The sequence below is a fragment of the Corynebacterium sp. CCUG 71335 genome (genome assembly GCF_024454075.1).
Lineage (GTDB): Bacteria > Actinomycetota > Actinomycetes > Mycobacteriales > Mycobacteriaceae > Corynebacterium > Corynebacterium genitalium.
The window spans coordinates 11,959-27,286 of sequence record NZ_JAGPYY010000010.1; the positions used below are offsets into that span (position 1 = coordinate 11,959).

General features: G+C 63.3%; 11 protein-coding genes. 10 read left to right on the forward strand and 1 reads right to left on the reverse strand.

Translation table 11 applies throughout. The annotated features are described in order from the left end of the window. Positions 1-4 precede the first annotated feature (4 nt). The 5 genes from KBX19_RS08055 to ffh all read left to right on the forward strand — a co-directional run bounded on the left by KBX19_RS08055 (position 5) and on the right by ffh (position 8,879). The gene (locus tag KBX19_RS08055) at positions 5-1,552 is read left to right on the forward strand and encodes a sodium:alanine symporter family protein (RefSeq protein WP_255998301.1); all 1,548 of its coding nucleotides are present in this window, start codon (positions 5-7) and stop codon (positions 1,550-1,552) included. Between the two features lie 10 nt (positions 1,553-1,562). After that, positions 1,563-1,847, forward strand: coding sequence for an acylphosphatase (locus KBX19_RS08060; protein ID WP_040423615.1), 285 nt, complete (start codon positions 1,563-1,565; stop codon positions 1,845-1,847). 37 nt (positions 1,848-1,884) lie between these two features. Continuing rightward, on the forward strand, positions 1,885-5,346 hold the full coding sequence (gene smc, locus KBX19_RS08065; protein WP_255998303.1) for a chromosome segregation protein SMC: 3,462 nt from the start codon (positions 1,885-1,887) through the stop codon (positions 5,344-5,346). Between the two features lie 34 nt (positions 5,347-5,380). Beyond that, a complete protein-coding gene (gene ftsY, locus KBX19_RS08070) occupies positions 5,381-7,060 on the forward strand; it encodes a signal recognition particle-docking protein FtsY (RefSeq protein ID WP_370687011.1) in 1,680 nt (559 codons plus the stop codon). 76 nt (positions 7,061-7,136) lie between these two features. Beyond that, positions 7,137-8,879 carry a signal recognition particle protein gene (gene ffh / locus KBX19_RS08075; protein ID WP_255998304.1) on the forward strand — a complete coding sequence of 581 codons (1,743 nt, stop codon included), beginning with the start codon at positions 7,137-7,139 and terminating at the stop codon, positions 8,877-8,879. 124 nt (positions 8,880-9,003) lie between these two features. Here the strand turns inward: ffh and KBX19_RS08080 are convergent, their stop codons facing one another. Then, complete coding sequence (locus KBX19_RS08080; RefSeq protein ID WP_255998305.1) at positions 9,004-11,343, reverse strand: acyltransferase family protein; 2,340 nt, start codon at positions 11,341-11,343, stop codon at positions 9,004-9,006. 274 nt (positions 11,344-11,617) lie between these two features. On the opposite strand from KBX19_RS08080, the gene rpsP reads away from it, so the two are divergent. The 5 genes from rpsP to lepB all read left to right on the forward strand — a co-directional run bounded on the left by rpsP (position 11,618) and on the right by lepB (position 15,328). Beyond that, positions 11,618-12,142, forward strand: coding sequence for a 30S ribosomal protein S16 (gene rpsP / locus KBX19_RS08085; RefSeq protein WP_255995845.1), 525 nt, complete (start codon positions 11,618-11,620; stop codon positions 12,140-12,142). An 82-nt stretch (positions 12,143-12,224) separates the two neighbouring features. Then, positions 12,225-12,734, forward strand: coding sequence for a ribosome maturation factor RimM (rimM, locus tag KBX19_RS08090; protein ID WP_255998306.1), 510 nt, complete (start codon positions 12,225-12,227; stop codon positions 12,732-12,734). Between the two features lie 2 nt (positions 12,735-12,736). Next, on the forward strand, positions 12,737-13,942 hold the full coding sequence (gene trmD / locus KBX19_RS08095) for a tRNA (guanosine(37)-N1)-methyltransferase TrmD (RefSeq protein WP_255998308.1): 1,206 nt from the start codon (positions 12,737-12,739) through the stop codon (positions 13,940-13,942). A gap of 117 nt (positions 13,943-14,059) precedes the next feature. Continuing rightward, a complete protein-coding gene (rplS, locus tag KBX19_RS08100) occupies positions 14,060-14,407 on the forward strand; it encodes a 50S ribosomal protein L19 (RefSeq protein ID WP_005289675.1) in 348 nt (115 codons plus the stop codon). A gap of 219 nt (positions 14,408-14,626) precedes the next feature. Continuing rightward, a complete protein-coding gene (gene lepB / locus KBX19_RS08105; protein WP_083770353.1) occupies positions 14,627-15,328 on the forward strand; it encodes a signal peptidase I in 702 nt (233 codons plus the stop codon).

The window sequence follows — 15,328 nt, forward strand, 5'->3', positions numbered from 1 at the left end:
CGGCATGGAAACCGCCTTAAACGTTGTTGACGGCACCATCAACGACATTCTCTGGACATACATCGTCCCATTCTTCCTGGTGCTGGGTGGGCTGTACTTCGGCCTACGCACGATCTTCGTGCAGATTCGGTCGTTGCCGGACATGTTCAAAGCCATTACCGAGTCCCCAAAGGGCAAGGACCGGGAAGGGCGCGACCTGGATGAGGAATACGGTGGGCTCTCCGCGTTCAAGTCCTTCACCATCTCTGCTGCCTCCCGTGTGGGCACCGGCAACGTCGCCGGTGTTGCCCTGGCTATCTCTGTCGGCGGTCCCGGCGCTGTGTTCTGGATGTGGATGCTCGCCCTTCTCGGAGGAGCGACGGCCTTCGTTGAGTCGACGCTTGCCCAGCTGTGGAAGACCAAGGACGAGGACGGCAACTACCACGGTGGCCCCGCTTACTACATGACCCGCGGTCTGGGATGGGCCCCGCTGGCCACGATCTTTTCCGTCTTTCTCGCGTTGACCTACGGGTTCGTCTACAACGCCATCCAGACCAACTCGATCGTTGAGGCAGTCGGCGGTTCCCTGGGCACCGACTCACTGGTTATGAAGGGCGCGGTCGCAGCGATTATCGCGGCGCTGACTGCAGTGGTCATCTTCGGCGGTGTCACACGCATCGCTAACTGGACCCAGGTCATCGTGCCGTTCATGGCCGGCGCATACATCATCATGGGTGTCACCGTCGTTGTGTTGAACATCGGCGAGGTCCCTGGCATGGTCAGCCTCATCGTGGGCCACGCCCTCGGCTTCCAGCAGGTTGCTGGTGCCACGGTCGGCTTAGCGCTCATGCAGGGCATGCGCCGCGGCTTGTTCTCCAACGAGGCCGGCATGGGCTCCGCCCCGAACGCCGCTGCGACTGCAACCGTGTCCCACCCGGTCAAGCAGGGCCTAGTGCAAACGCTCGGCGTGTACTTTGACACCCTCATCGTCTGTTCCATCACGGCCTTCGTCGTGCTGCTCGGCCCGGCGGTGAGTTACGGAAAAGACGACATCCAGGGCGCCGCGTTGACCCAGTCCGCGCTGGCTGATTCCGTCGGTGCATGGGGCGCCCACGCGATCACATTCATCCTGTTCTTCCTGGCGTTCTCCTCCGTGCTGGGCAACTACTACCTTGCACAGGCCAATGTGGAGTACCTGACGGAGAACAAGACCGTCATGCTCGTCTTCCGCCTTGTGGTGATTGGCTTCGTCATCTTCGGTGCATTCGGCTCCGTGCCGCTCGTGTGGGCGCTCGGCGACACCATGGCTGGTCTGCTGGCCGTCTTCAACATCGCGGCAATTGTTCCGCTTGGCGGAGTGGCCATCAAGCTGCTGAAGAACTTCAACGATCAACGCCAGCAGGGCATGGATCCGGTCTTCCACCGCGACATGCTGCCTGAGGTGAAGAACGTCGAGTTCTGGGACGGCTCCGACCCAGTCACCCGCCGCAGCATCGAAGATCGTGTCACCGCACGCGATGCACGCCGCTCTGGCGAAAGCAACGACGAGGGCGGGCTGACAGAAGCACGCTAATCTGGTCTGCATGGCAGACACACGCATGACAGCCCACGTTCACGGACACGTCCAAGGCGTGGGCTTTCGCTATTGGGTGAAATCCCAGGCGAAGAAGCACAACATCACCGGTTACGCGAAGAACCTCGAAGATGGCCGCGTGGAGGTTGTGGCTGAGGGGGAAGAGGCGGACGTCGATAAGCTTCTGGCGCTGTTGCGCGAAGACCCGTCGACGGCCGACCGCCCGGGGAACGTGACTCACGTGGAGGCGCAGCACAGTGAGCCGAAGGGCGCGCAGGGTTTTGAGGAGCGGTAGGTACTCCGTCAACTAACTGTCGACTAGAATCACCCGAATGCACCTCAGTTCGTTGACGCTTAAAGGATTCAAGTCCTTCGCGTCGTCGACGACGATGAAATTCGAGCCGGGCATCTGCGCGGTCGTTGGCCCGAACGGTTCTGGCAAGTCGAACGTGGTCGATGCGCTGGCGTGGGTGATGGGGGAGCAGGGGGCCAAGAATCTCCGCGGCGGGAAGATGGAGGACGTCATCTTCGCTGGTGCTGGCGAGCGCAAGCAGCTCGGCCGCGCGGAGGTGACGCTGACGTTCGACAACTCGGACCGCAAGCTGCCAATCGAGTACACGCAGGTGGCCATCACCCGCCGCATGTTCCGCGATGGCGCGTCGGAGTATGAGATCAACGGCTCCAAGGCTCGCCTGATGGATATTCAGGAGCTGCTGTCGGACTCAGGCATTGGCCGCGAGATGCACATCATCGTCGGCCAGGGCAAGCTCAATGAGATTCTCGAGTCGCGCCCGGAGGACCGCCGCGCGTTCATCGAGGAAGCTGCCGGTGTGCTCAAGCACCGCCGCCGCAAGGAGAAAGCACAGCGCAAGCTGACGGGCATGCAGGCGAACCTGGACCGCCTCACCGACCTCACCGACGAGCTGGGCAAGCAGCTCAAGCCGTTGGCGCGCCAAGCTGAAGCCGCGCAGCGGGCGGCGACAGTCCAGGCGGATCTGCGCGACGCTCGCCTGAAAATCGCAGGCCACAGGGTTGTCACTCTTCGCGCGTCGCTTATCGACGCCACTCGCGCAGCCGAACTCCACGCCCAGAAAGTCCAGGACGTCACCGCCGAGTTGGAAGACGCCGAAGGACACCAGCAGACAGTAGAAGAAAACCAGGCACGCGCGACGGGCACTGCTGACGCTGCGCAACAGCTCTGGTTCGGCCTGTCGTCGCTGGCAGAGCGAACGTCGGCGACACTGCGCATTGCCTCCGAACGCGCCCGTCATGCTGACGAGATTGTGGACTACCGCGGCCAGGATCCGAAGAAACTGATCGCGCTCGCCGAGCGGGCGGAGGAAGACCATGCCGCGAAACAGGCCGCGCACGACAAGGCCCAGGCTGCATTGAACGCTGTGCTGTCCGAAGTCGCGGAACTGAAGGAGAAAGCCGCCGCGGCCGAAGCTGAGCACAAAGCCCAAGTCAGGGCGATTGCTGACCGGCGTGAAGGCGTGGTTCGCCTGCTCGCCCAGGAGGAAAGCCAAGCAGGAGCGGTTGAGTCCGCCCAGCAAGAAGTGGAAAGGCTTGCGGCAGCGGCGGAGGAGACGCGCCAGCAGGCCCGCAATGCGGAGGAGCAGGCGGCTCAAGCTGCTGAGAAGCTGGCGTCCGTCGACAGTGAGCGGGAACCTCTCGTCCAGGCGCACACCCGCGCCGGGGCGGAAGCCGATGCGGCGGAGAAGCGCCTCGACCAGCTCCGTGAGGAGCAAAAACAGCGTGAGAAGACTGTCTACTCTCTATCTGCACGCATCTCCACACTCGCTGAAACCGCCCCGGTCGCCGACGCGGCCGATGTCTTAGGCCAAGGTTTCGCCCCGTTGGCCGACTGGGTCAAGGCAGAAGCAGGGTTGGAGAAAGCTTTGGCAGCGGCGCTCGGCCCGCACGCTGAGGCTCTCGCCGGCGAGGTCGGCGAGGAGGTTGCAAGTGAGCTCGGTCAGGCGACGCGCACAGTGGTGGTGGACACCCAGGCCGGTGGCCGCTCCTGGCGTCTCGACGGTGCACCCCCAGCCGGTACGACCTGGCTGCTCGATCACGTGACACTGGCACCGGAGATCACTGGCCCTGTGACGCGCCTGCTTGTCGATGTCATTTTGGCCGAGGATGTCACCTCCGCCCGGGCTGCGGTGCAGGATGATCCCCGCTTGCGTGCCGTGACGGCGGGCGGCACCGTTGTCGGCGAGGGCTGGATCGCAGCCGGATCCGGTGGCGCGTCGTCGGTTGAGGTCGCCGCCCAGATCGAACAGGCGACTGCGGAACTGGAACGCGCTCAGGCTGCGCTCGACGAGCTCTCCGGTACCCTTGAGGGCGCGAAGATCGCTGCCGAGGAAGCCCGGGTCGCAGCCGCCTCAGCGAAAGCTGCGCTCAAGGAGCACGACGCGCACGCCGCCTCGTGGAAACGCGACCACCAACGCCTGACCAGTCAGGCGCAGCAGGCGCGGCAGCAGCATGAGCGCGCCGCCAAACAAGCCACCGAGGCAGAAATCCGGCTCGCTGACCGGGTGAAGCACCTTGCGGAGACCCGCGACCGGCTATCCCGGGTCGAGCAGCCCGACACCGACGAAGAGGCAGATTCTACTGCCCGCGACGAGGCTGCTGCGCAATTAGCGGACGCCCGATCCCGCGAAATGGAAGCCACACTGGCCGCCCGTTCCGCCCAACAGGCGGTGGAGCAGGTTGCGGGCCGGGGCGCTGCGCTGCGTCGTCAAGCGGAAAGCGAACAGCAAGCCAAAGCACGTCATGAGGCGGCAATGGCGCGGAAGCGAGCCCAGGCACAGCTCGCCCGGACCGTCGCAGCGCACGCCGAAACGCTGCAGGAACGCATCGCCGACGCGCTCAGCCGCGCGACCGAACAGCGCGACGAGCTCACCTCCCAGGTCAAGCAGCTCACCGCCGCGCAGTCACAAGCGCGCGAGAAAGTCAGCGCGTTGCGCCAGCAGTTGAGCCGGCTTGGTGACACCGCACATGCCGCTGACATCGCCCGTGAGCAGGCGCAGGTGCGCATTTCCGAGGCGGAGGAGAAGATCGTCGAGCAGCTCGGCATCGCCATCGACGATCTTCTCGAGGGGTACACGCCCGGTAAGGACTTCGAGAAAGATGCCGAAACCAAGCGCCTCAAGCAGGCCGAGAAGGATCTCGCCGCGTTAGGCAAGGTCAACCCGCTGGCGCTGGAAGAGTACAAGGCGATGGAGGAGCGGTACAGCTTCCTGTCCACCCAACTCGCTGATGTCATCCAGGCGCGGAAAGATCTCACCGGGGTGATCGATGACGTCGATAAGCAAATCCTGCAGCTGTTCACCGACGCGTGGCACGACGTGGAACGCGAATTCCCCCGCGTATTCCAGACGCTGTTTCCCGGCGGTGAAGCGCGGCTGCTGCTGACTGACCCTTCGGACATGCTCGCCACCGGGATCGAGATCGAGGCGCGTCCCCCGGGCAAGAAGGTCAAACGGCTCTCGCTGCTCTCCGGCGGGGAGAAGTCACTCACGGCGTTGGCGATGCTCGTGGCCATTTTCCGTGCCCGCCCGAGCCCGTTCTACGTGTTGGACGAGGTCGAAGCAGCGCTTGACGACGTCAACCTCCGTCGCCTCATCGCCCTCCTCGAAGAGCTCCGCGAGGACTCGCAGCTCATTGTGATCACCCACCAGAAGCCGACGATGGATGTCGCGAACGTGCTCTACGGCGTGACCATGCGTGGCGACGGTGTGACCCGCGTGATCTCCCAGCGCATGAGCCCCTCGCCGAACCCGCAGGAGTAGGGTGCCGCCCCGCTCGCTGTGATCTGGTGGCACTATGGGGGCCATGATGAATTCAACCGTTCTGTGGATCATTGTCGCCGTCATCGTGGTGCTTCTCATCATCGTGGGCATCATCGTGGTGGTGGGCAACAACCGCAAGAAGTCCAAGACCGTCTCCTTTGACAAGGCGGAGCCGGAGGAGCCGAAGGAACTCACCCAGCAGGAGAAGTCCGGTAACTACCAGGCTAAAGGCGGTTTCAACTTCGCCCCGGCGGGTGCTGCGACCGCGGAGAAAGAGCCCGTGCGTGTCGACGAGCCCTTGAACACGCCGACACCCGCCGAGCCTGAGCCGGCAGCTGCTGCGGCCAGCGCTGAGCCTGATGCTGTGGTGGATGTTGACGGTGATCCGGTCGTCGACGACGACATCGTCGAGGTCGACGAGCCTGTCGAGGTCGAGGAGCCGGTTGAGGAAGAGCCGGTTGAGGACGAACTGCTTGATGACGCACCGGCCGAGGCTGTTGATCCGGACGGTTTGAGCGTGGGTAAGCCACTTGGGGCGATGTCCGCCAATCCGGAAGCTGGTGCGGCTGATGATGCAGCTGAGGATGCCGTGTCTGCCCAGGTGCACGACGACGCAGCCGATGTTGCCGAGCCGGCTGCCCCAGTCAACCAGACCCCGGAGGAGGAAGCAGAAGAAGCGGCTGAAATCGCCCGCACCACTGCGGATGTGGCTGAGGAAGCCCGTGCGCAGACCCCGGTGCCCGAAGGCGAACCTGCCCCTCAGCAGCAGCCACTGGATGACATTGCCCCGGCTGCTGGCCGCATCGGCCGTTTGCGCGGTCGCCTGTCCCGCTCCCAGAACGCCATCGGTCAGGGCCTGCTGGGCATTCTCACCGCCGGTGATTTGGACGAGGACGCGTGGGAAGAGATCGAAGACACCCTCATCATGGCAGACCTCGGTGCAGAGCTGACCATGAAGGTGACGGAGAATCTGCGCGCGAAGATCGCTGAGCGCGGTGTGGCCTCTGAGGAAGAAGCTCGCGCCATGCTGCGGGAGACCCTCATCGAGGCAGGCCGTCCCGAGCTGGACCGCTCCATCAAAGCGATGCCGAATGAGGGCAAGCCCGCCGTCATTCTCGTCGTGGGTGTGAACGGCACCGGCAAGACCACTACGACGGGCAAGCTTGCCCGCGTGCTCATCTCCATGGGCCACCGCGTTGTGCTGGGCGCGGCTGATACCTTCCGTGCTGCAGCCGCCGACCAGCTTGAGACTTGGGGTCGCCGTGTCGGTGCGTCCACGGTCCGTGGTGCTGAGGGTGCTGACCCCGCCGCAGTTGCTTTCGACGCGGTGAAGACCGGCGTCGAGGAGCAGGCTGACGTGGTCATCGTCGACACCGCTGGGCGCCTGCACACCTCGACCGGCCTGATGGATCAGTTGGGCAAGGTCAAGCGCGTCGTCGAGAAGAAGTCTCAGGTCGATGAAGTTCTGCTCGTCCTCGACGCGACGGTGGGGCAGAACGGCCTGATGCAAGCCCGCGTGTTCAAGGACGTTGTGGAGATCACCGGTGTGGTACTGACCAAACTCGACGGCACAGCCAAGGGCGGTATCGTCTTCCAGGTGCAGGAAGAACTTGGCGTGCCGGTCAAGCTCGTCGGCCTCGGCGAGGGCGCGGACGATCTCGCACCGTTCGAGGTGGAGGGCTTTGTCGACGCGCTGCTGGGCACGTCGAAATAGCAATGTGATTTAGGTGGTGGGTAGCAGCTAGGCTGTACCCACCACTTTTTTCATTTGCTACGAGGGAGCTTTTTTCGTGTTCGAGTCATTGTCAGACCGCTTGCAAACAGCGCTGAAAGGTCTGCGGGGCAAGGGCAAACTCACGGAAGAGGACATTAACGCCACCGCCCGTGAGATCCGCATCGCGCTGCTTGAAGCCGATGTCTCCCTGACCGTCGTCCGCGCCTTCATCAAGCGGGTCAAGGAGCGCGCGCTCGGTGCCGACGTGTCTGAGGCGCTCAACCCGGCGCAGCAAGTGATCAAGATCGTCGACGAGGAACTGACCAACATCCTCGGCGGTGAGACGCGCCGCCTGAACCTGGCGAAGAACCCGCCGACTGTGATTATGCTGGCCGGTCTGCAAGGTGCCGGTAAGACCACCTTGGCCGGCAGGCTCGCACTGCACCTGAAGAAGCAAGGGCACGCCCCCATGCTTGTGGCCTGCGACCTGCAGCGCCCTGGTGCTGTCCAGCAGCTGCAGATCGTCGGCGAGCGCGCCGGGGTGCGTACTTTCGCGCCGGACCCGGGTACCTCGCTGGATTCCGCAGAACACGAAATGGGCACCTCTCACGGCGATCCGGTTTCCGTGGCTCAGGCGAGTATCGACGAAGCCCGCCGCACGAACGCGGATGTGGTCATCATCGATACCGCCGGCCGGTTGGGTATTGATGAAACCCTGATGACCCAGGCTCGCAATATCCGCAACGCGGTCAACCCGGACGAAGTCCTCTTCGTCATCGATGCCATGATCGGTCAGGACGCGGTGACCACCGCGCAAGCCTTCGCTGACGGTGTGGACTTCACCGGTGTCGTGTTGACCAAGCTCGATGGTGACGCCCGCGGTGGTGCAGCGCTGTCGATTCGTGAGGTGACGGGCAAGCCGATCCTGTTTGCGTCGACAGGCGAAAAGCTCGAAGACTTCGATGTCTTCCACCCGGACCGCATGTCCAGCCGCATCCTCGGCATGGGTGACCTGCTCTCCCTGATCGAGCAGGCAGAGACCATGATGGACCAGCAGAAGGCGGAAGAAGCCGCCATGAAGCTGGGGTCCGGCGAACTGACGCTGGAGGACTTCCTGGATCAGCTGCTGATGATCCGCCGCATGGGGCCGATCGGCAACCTGCTGAAAATGATGCCCGGCGGCAAGCAAATGAACGACATGGCTGACATGGTCGACGAGAAGCAGCTCGACCGCATCCAGGCCATCATCCGCGGTATGACCCCGCAGGAGCGTGAGGACCCGAAGATCCTCAACGCTTCCAGGCGCAAGCGGATTGCTAACGGTTCCGGAGTCACTGTCGCTGACGTCAACCAGCTGGTGGAGCGCTTCTTCGAGGCGAAGAAGATGATGAGCAAGATGGCTAACCAGTTCGGCATGTCCGGAATGCCCGGCATGCCGGGGATGCCTGGCATGGGCGGCGGCCGGTCCGCGACGAAGAAGCAGCCGAAGGGCCGCAAGAACAAGAAGGGCAAGCGCAAGCCGCCGAAGAAGCAGAACGGGCCGAAGATGCCGCCGATGGGCGGAGCGCCCGGTGCCCCGGCAGCCCCCGCCGGTCCTGGTGGAATGCCGGGGATGCCCGGGATGGACGGCCTCGATCCGGCTGAGCTGAAGAAGATTCAGGAGCAGCTGCCTCCCGGCATGGACGGGCTGGACCTAGGCAACCTGAACAACATGGACATGAACGAGATGATGAAGCGCATGGGCGGCATGCCCGGAATGGGAGGCATGCCCGGAATGGGCGGTGGCTTCCCGGGCTTCGGGGGGAAGAGAAAGAAGTAAGGTCCGAGAGTTACTCGGACCCGGAATACTGCTCGAGCTTATAAGCCGATCTGCATGTTTCTCACCAGGGCTTTCACGTGAGCAGTATTACGGAAAACCCCGAGTAGTATTCCGGTGTCGCGCGTTAGTTGAAGATCAATTTGCCCGGTTCTCCCAGCGCGGGGTTGTTCGGGTCCGCGGGTGCGTAGGGTCCGTTGGGGTGAGCCTCGCCGGTAGGGTCCCCGTCGTCGGTGGCAGGGTCAGCATTCTCCGGTGCAGGCGGCGTGGTCGGGCTGCTTTCGCCGGTGGCTTCAGTGGCATCGGTGGCATCGGTGGCATCGGTGCCGCCGTTGTGCGGAATCTCCAGGGCGTCGAAGATCTCTCTGAGCTTCTCCCACACCAGCGGGGTGGTGGTTCGCGCGTAGGCGTTGGAGATGTGGTTCTGATCGCGGTAGACGTAAAGGTTGCCGATGATCGGCGGGCACAGCGTGTCGTCGCAGAACCAGTCGGACGTATCCAGGGACCACTGCTGGTTCTCCGGGAAGAGGAACGCCTCGCCCGGGTCTTCGTATCCGTAGACGGTTTCGCGGACGGTCGAGCAGGCTTCCATGGAGTTGCCGGCAACGAGGCACTCGTTGGGGTCCATGTGCTCGCCCTCGCGGCTGAATACCCACGGGTTGTCGCGAATGCCCAGGAAGGGGATGTCGTTCAGGCGGAGAGTGTCCCACACGTTTGCGTAGGCGGCTGGAACGAGGTCAGGGCCGACACTGCCTTCGCCGGCGCGGCCGGCCGGCCGGGTCGAGGTGGACACCGCCAGGTCCGGGTCGAGGTCGATGATCTTTTGGAAGGCTTGCTGGGACCACTCGGCACACACTTCAGACACAGTGTCCAGATCATCGAGGACTAGCGGGCACTCCTGACGCATGTACGGTACGACCTTGAACCCGTGTTCGCGGCCGAGGATGTCCAGGGGGATGACCCAGGGCTCCGAGTGGGAGCCGCCGAAAAGAACCACGGTGGTGTCGGCTTCGGTGTCGCCGTAAACGCAATGCTCGCCAGGCATCATGTCGGCTGGCTGGTCCATCCAGATCAAGCAGCCGTCATCAACGGTCGGCGGGAACATGTCAGCGATCAAGGTGGGGTCCGGTTCGGCTTGGGCCTCCGGTACATCGGCGCCGAAACGCGCCATCACGCCCGGGTAGGTGGCCGCGTCCAGGACGCCCTCGGCGTTGTCCACTTGGCGGGCAAAGACCGGCTGAATCGCCAGCAGACCTGCCAACAGTAGTGCGATGACGGCACCGCCGGCAGCGCGGAGGCGGCCAGGAAGCGTCGTCAAGCTTGCTTTGGCGCGTTGAACGGGCTTGTCCGTCGTTTTAGGGCGCTTGGCGTGCTGGCGCAACGGGTCTTCGACCAAGCTGTAGGTCAGGTGCGCGAGCGCGAGCGACAGGCCGATGACGAGGATGCCCAAAGCGATCGACGGCGTGTCGCGTTCCGATCTCACCGTGAACAGAATGAGCAGCGGCCAGTGCCACAAGTAGAGGGAGTAGGCCACCTTGCCCAACCACTTCATCGGGGAGGACGCCAGTACGCGGGCGACAGCGTGATCCGGCCCGGCCACGACCACCAGCGCTGCACCCAGCAGCGGGAGCAGCGCGGCGGGGCCGGGGAATGCCAGCGAGGTGGAGATGACAAAGCCGGTGATCGTGATCATCACTAGGCCGAGACCCGCTGCGAACGAGCGGAGGCGTGCCGGGATGACATCGGCGAAGGGGATCATGGCCAGCAGTGCACCGAAGCTCAGTTCCCACAGGCGGGAGGGGAAGGCGTAGTAGTTCTCCGGCGTGCCGACGAGCCCGTGCCGCGACGCGTAGGCAAAGGACGCGATCGTGACCAGTGAGAGCACGACAATGGCGCCGCGGCGCAGTCGCTTAACACCGATATGTGCGCGGGTAGCCAACAGCGCCACGATGATGCCGGCCGCGATGGCGAAGAGGTAGAACTGCCCCTGCACACTCATGGACCACAGGTGTTGCAGCGGGGATGTCTCTGAACCCGCGGCGGCATAGGCGGCGTCCTGCGCAGCGAGCTCGTAGTTCTGGTAGTACAACACGGACGCGGTGAACTGCTGAGTCAGCTCTAGGCTGAGCAACTCCGGCGTGAGATACTTGATCCCCAGGTAGGTCGCGGATAGCACCACCGCCAGCGCTGGCAGAAGACGCCGTGCGGTGCGCCACAACGGCCACCATGGGTTGAGCGACGGGTTCGGGCGGACTGCATAGCGCAGCTGCGCACCCATGAAGAAATAACCGGACAGCAGCAGGAAGACATCCACACCGCCGGAAACGCGCCCGACGAAGACGTGGAAGACTACGACTAAGGCAATGGCGAAACCGCGCAGGCCGTCTAGGTCGTTGCGGTACGTCAGCCTAGGCAAGGGGGCTTGCCCCTGCTCGCGTGGCTTCTGTGTGCTTACCGTGGTAGTCATGCAATCTTGTCCGGCGTGTCTCGCTCGTATGTTTTGTTGATCCCCGCAGACCTTACCGCGCTTTCCCTGTAAACCTCATAACCCACGCCTCTTTTGGTGTATAGGCCAGCAGCGGGTAGGGTGATTCGAGCTGCGTAAGCGCCGACCCCGGTAGTGCCAGTACAGCACACAACCGGCCGGCCAGTCACACGCAGGGAAATCTAAGGGTTGAACCGGTCCGCCAATAAGTGGCGGATGTCTGCACTGCCCAGTGACCGTAAGGAAGTACTTAAACATGGCTGTCAAGATCAAGCTGCAGCGCGTGGGCAAGATCCGCAATGCCCAGTACCGTGTTGTCGTTGCCGATGCCCGCACCCGCCGCGATGGTCAGGTCATCGAGAACATCGGTATCTACCACCCGAAAGAAGAGCCGTCGCTCATCCGCATCGATTCCGAGCGTGCACAGTACTGGCTCGGCGTCGGCGCACAGCCGACGGAGCCGGTTGCGGCTCTGCTCAAGGTGACCGGCGACTGGCAGAAGCACAAGGGCCTCGACGGTGCAGAGGGCACCCTCAAGGTTGCTGATGAGAAGCCGTCCAAGCTCGACCTGTTCAACCAGGCTCTTGAGGAAGCTGCTGGCGGCCCGACCGCTGAGGCCATCACCGAGAAGCGCAAGAAGGCTAAGGAAGAGGCAGAGGCTAAGGCTGCTGCTGAGGCTGCCGCTGAAGCTGAGGCTGCAGAGGCAGCTGAGGCTGAGGCTGAGTCCGATGACGCTGCTGAGGACGCACCGGCTGAAGAGGCTGAGGCCGAAGAGAACTAGTCGCCATCCCGCGAACCTCTCTGGGCTAGGACCTGGGGAGGTTTTCTCATGCCCGGAAGGAGATCGCGGTAGCCTGAGCTGCATGGAAATCCGGATTGGCAGGGTAGTGAAATCTCATGGTGTCCGCGGTGAGGTGGTTGTGGAGCCACTCGCGGACGACGAGGACATTCATTTCGCTCAAGGCGAGGTGCTCCACGGCCGACAGGCCGGCAAGGAGCGAGACCTGACCGTCACATCGGTGCGTCCGCATCAGAAGCGCCTGCTGGTCACGTTCGAGGAGGTTGCGGACCGCACTGCCGCAGAATCTCTGCGCGGCATGCAGTTCTTCGCCGAGCCGCTCGAGCGCGACGAGGACTCCGACGAGTACTACGACCACGAGCTCATCGGCCTGAAAGTGCTCCTTGACCATGCCGGAGGCACGCACATCGGCGATGTCACCGGCGTGATGACCATGCCCAACCGCAAACTCCTCGAAGTGGATTACCACGGCAAAGAAGTGCTGGTGCCGTTCGTGATGGACATCGTGCCGGAGATCGACCTGGATGAGGGCTACCTGGTGATCACTCCGCCGGAGGGTCTGTTGGAGCTGTGAGCATGAGACTGGACATCATCACGATCTTCCCCGAGTACCTCGACCCGCTGCGCCACGCGCTGCTGGGCAAAGCGATCGAACAGGGGATTCTCTCCGTCGGCGTGCATAACCTGCGCGACTGGGCCACCGGCAACCACAAAGCGGTGGACGATTCGCCGCTCGGCGGCGGCCCCGGGATGGTCATGCTCCCGGAGGTTTGGGGCCAGGCGCTCGATTATGTGGCGCAGCTTCCGCTTATCGACGGCAGCGCCCCCCAACTCCATTCCGCCACCCCGCACCGCAACGACAAAGCGCGCCATGACGACGTCGCCGCTGTGGCGCCGCGGCCGTACCAGGAAGAGAGGGATTGCCGGGCGGGCGAGGATCCAGAAGCGCCCTTGCTGCTCGTACCCACGCCCGCCGGGGTGCCGTTCACCCAGGCGGATGCACGGGCGTGGTCGCGCGAAGAGCACATTGTTATCGCCTGCGGGCGCTATGAAGGCATTGACCAACGTGTGTTCATGGACGCCGCGCAGCGCTACCGGGTGCGGGAGGTCTCCATCGGCGACTACGTGCTCATCGGTGGGGAAGTGGCGGCATTGGTCATCGCTGAGGCCGTGACGCGACTCATTCCCGGTGTGCTGGGCAACACCGAGAGCCACGAGGAAGACAGTTTCTCTGACGGCCTAGTCGAGGGACCTTCCTACACTAAGCCGCGTCAGTGGCGGGGACTCTCGGCACCGGAGGTGTTGCTGTCGGGGGACCACGGCAAGATCGCCCGGTGGCGCCGTGATGAGGCTTTGCGCAGGACGCAGCAGGTGCGGCCGGAACTCGTCGATAAGCTGCGCGCAGAAGGTGGGCTGGATGGAGATGACCTATTCACGCTCGATGCGCGGGATGTCTCCACCGACATCGCGGTGATCATGAATGCGGTCGCGTGGGAAAAGTCCCAGGGCAAAGTGGCGAAGAAGCTGCGCCGGGCGGGATTCATGGATGCCGCCGTGACAGTGGAGCTGCAGGATCAGATGTGTGTGGTGGACAATGCCGTCGTCACGCAATATTTGCAGGCTGAAGACGGCCCGCTGCTCGATCCGGTGTACCGCGTTGTTGTGGAGGGCCGCACGGCGCTGCCGCTGAAGGACGCGACTCAGGCCGTGGTCAACGCACTTCCCGGTGTCCAGTACTGGTACGGAACGACGACGGAGAAAACCGCACGGCGATTTGGGTGAACCCCTGGTGGTGTGCTTGAATATTCGGGTCATGTAGCCGACACGAACCAGCCGAGCGCCTTGCATAGGGAAGAGCCGCTAGGGTCCTCTGTCCAAATCTGAAAAGGAACATTCGTTATGTCTAACGGCATTATCGACAAGGTCGACGCAGGCCAGCTGCGCGATGACATCCCCGACTTCCGTCCCGGTGACACCCTGGGTGTCCACGTGAAGGTTATTGAGGGCAACGTTACCCGTACCCAGCTCTTCGAGGGCTTCGTGGTCCGCCGCCAGGGTTCTGGTATCCGCGAGACCTTCACTGTCCGCAAGATCTCCTTCGGCATCGGTGTGGAGCGTACCTTCCCGGTTCACTCCCCGAACATCGACCACATCGAGGTTGTCCGCCGCGGCCGTGTCCGCCGCGCGAAGCTGTACTACATGCGCGATTTGCGCGGTAAGGCAGCGCGCATCAAGGAGCGCCGCTAAGCTCCTGCCGTGCGAAACGCCCTCACCTGGTGGTGGGGGCGTTTGGATTTCCTGGTGCTAAGGTGATTGCCCGTGACCCACAACCCTGATCCCCGGTCTTCCCGCCGAACCGCCCCGTGGCCCGAACTTCCGCAGCAGTCCGGTAGTCCTGTGACGGCGCGGTACCAGCCCCGCCCTTCTGGTGAGTCGAAGAAGGCACCGAAGGACGACAAGGCCACGATGCCGTGGTACGTGGAGATCCCCATGGTGGTCGTGCTGACGCTGGGATTGATCTTCCTGCTCCAGACGTTTGTGGGACGCGTTTACCTGATTCCGTCGGCGTCGATGGAACCGACGCTGCACGGCTGTGAGGGCTGCAACGGTGACCGCATCTTCGTAGAGAAGGTCTCCTATTACTTCTCCGACCCGGAGCCGGGCGACATTGTGGTCTTCGAGGGCACTGACTCCTGGAACACCAATTACGTGTCTAACCGCTCGGACAACCCGATTGTGGCTGGGCTGCAGCAGCTCGGTTCGTACGTGGGCTTGGTCGCCCCCGACGAGAACGATTTGGTCAAGCGCATTGTCGCAACCGGTGGCCAGACCGTGTCGTGCCAGGCGGGAGACCCTGCCGTGATGGTTGACGACGAGCCGATTGACCAGTCCTACATTCTTCAGCCCCACGCGAACCCGATCATCGGTGATGAGGCTTCAGAGGCCTGCGGTGGAAGCTTCTTCGGGCCGCTGACAGTGCCGGACGATCATGTCTTCGTCATGGGCGATAACCGCACGAACTCGCTCGACTCCCGCGCCCACATGGGCGACCAGTTCCAGGGAACGATTCCGGAGGAGAACATCCGCGGCAAAGTCTCCTTCATCATTCTGCCGCTGACGCGCATTGGGTCTGTGAACAACCAGGACATTCAGCCGCAGCAGCAGTAG

Excerpts from the sequence above, each read along its gene's own strand:
- KBX19_RS08060 (WP_040423615.1), top strand. The coding sequence starts at position 1,563 with ATGGCAGACACACGCATGACAGCCCACGTTCACGGACACGTCCAAGGC.
- KBX19_RS08055 (WP_255998301.1), top strand. The coding sequence starts at position 5 with ATGGAAACCGCCTTAAACGTTGTTGACGGCACCATCAACGACATTCTC.
- rplS (WP_005289675.1), top strand. The coding sequence starts at position 14,060 with ATGTCTAACGGCATTATCGACAAGGTCGACGCAGGCCAGCTGCGCGAT.
- rimM (WP_255998306.1), top strand. The coding sequence starts at position 12,225 with ATGGAAATCCGGATTGGCAGGGTAGTGAAATCTCATGGTGTCCGCGGT.
- ftsY (WP_370687011.1), top strand. The coding sequence starts at position 5,381 with ATGGGGGCCATGATGAATTCAACCGTTCTGTGGATCATTGTCGCCGTC.
- KBX19_RS08080 (WP_255998305.1), bottom strand. The coding sequence starts at position 11,343 with ATGACTACCACGGTAAGCACACAGAAGCCACGCGAGCAGGGGCAAGCC.
- smc (WP_255998303.1), top strand. The coding sequence starts at position 1,885 with ATGCACCTCAGTTCGTTGACGCTTAAAGGATTCAAGTCCTTCGCGTCG.
- rpsP (WP_255995845.1), top strand. The coding sequence starts at position 11,618 with ATGGCTGTCAAGATCAAGCTGCAGCGCGTGGGCAAGATCCGCAATGCC.
- trmD (WP_255998308.1), top strand. The coding sequence starts at position 12,737 with ATGAGACTGGACATCATCACGATCTTCCCCGAGTACCTCGACCCGCTG.
- lepB (WP_083770353.1), top strand. The coding sequence starts at position 14,627 with ATGCCGTGGTACGTGGAGATCCCCATGGTGGTCGTGCTGACGCTGGGA.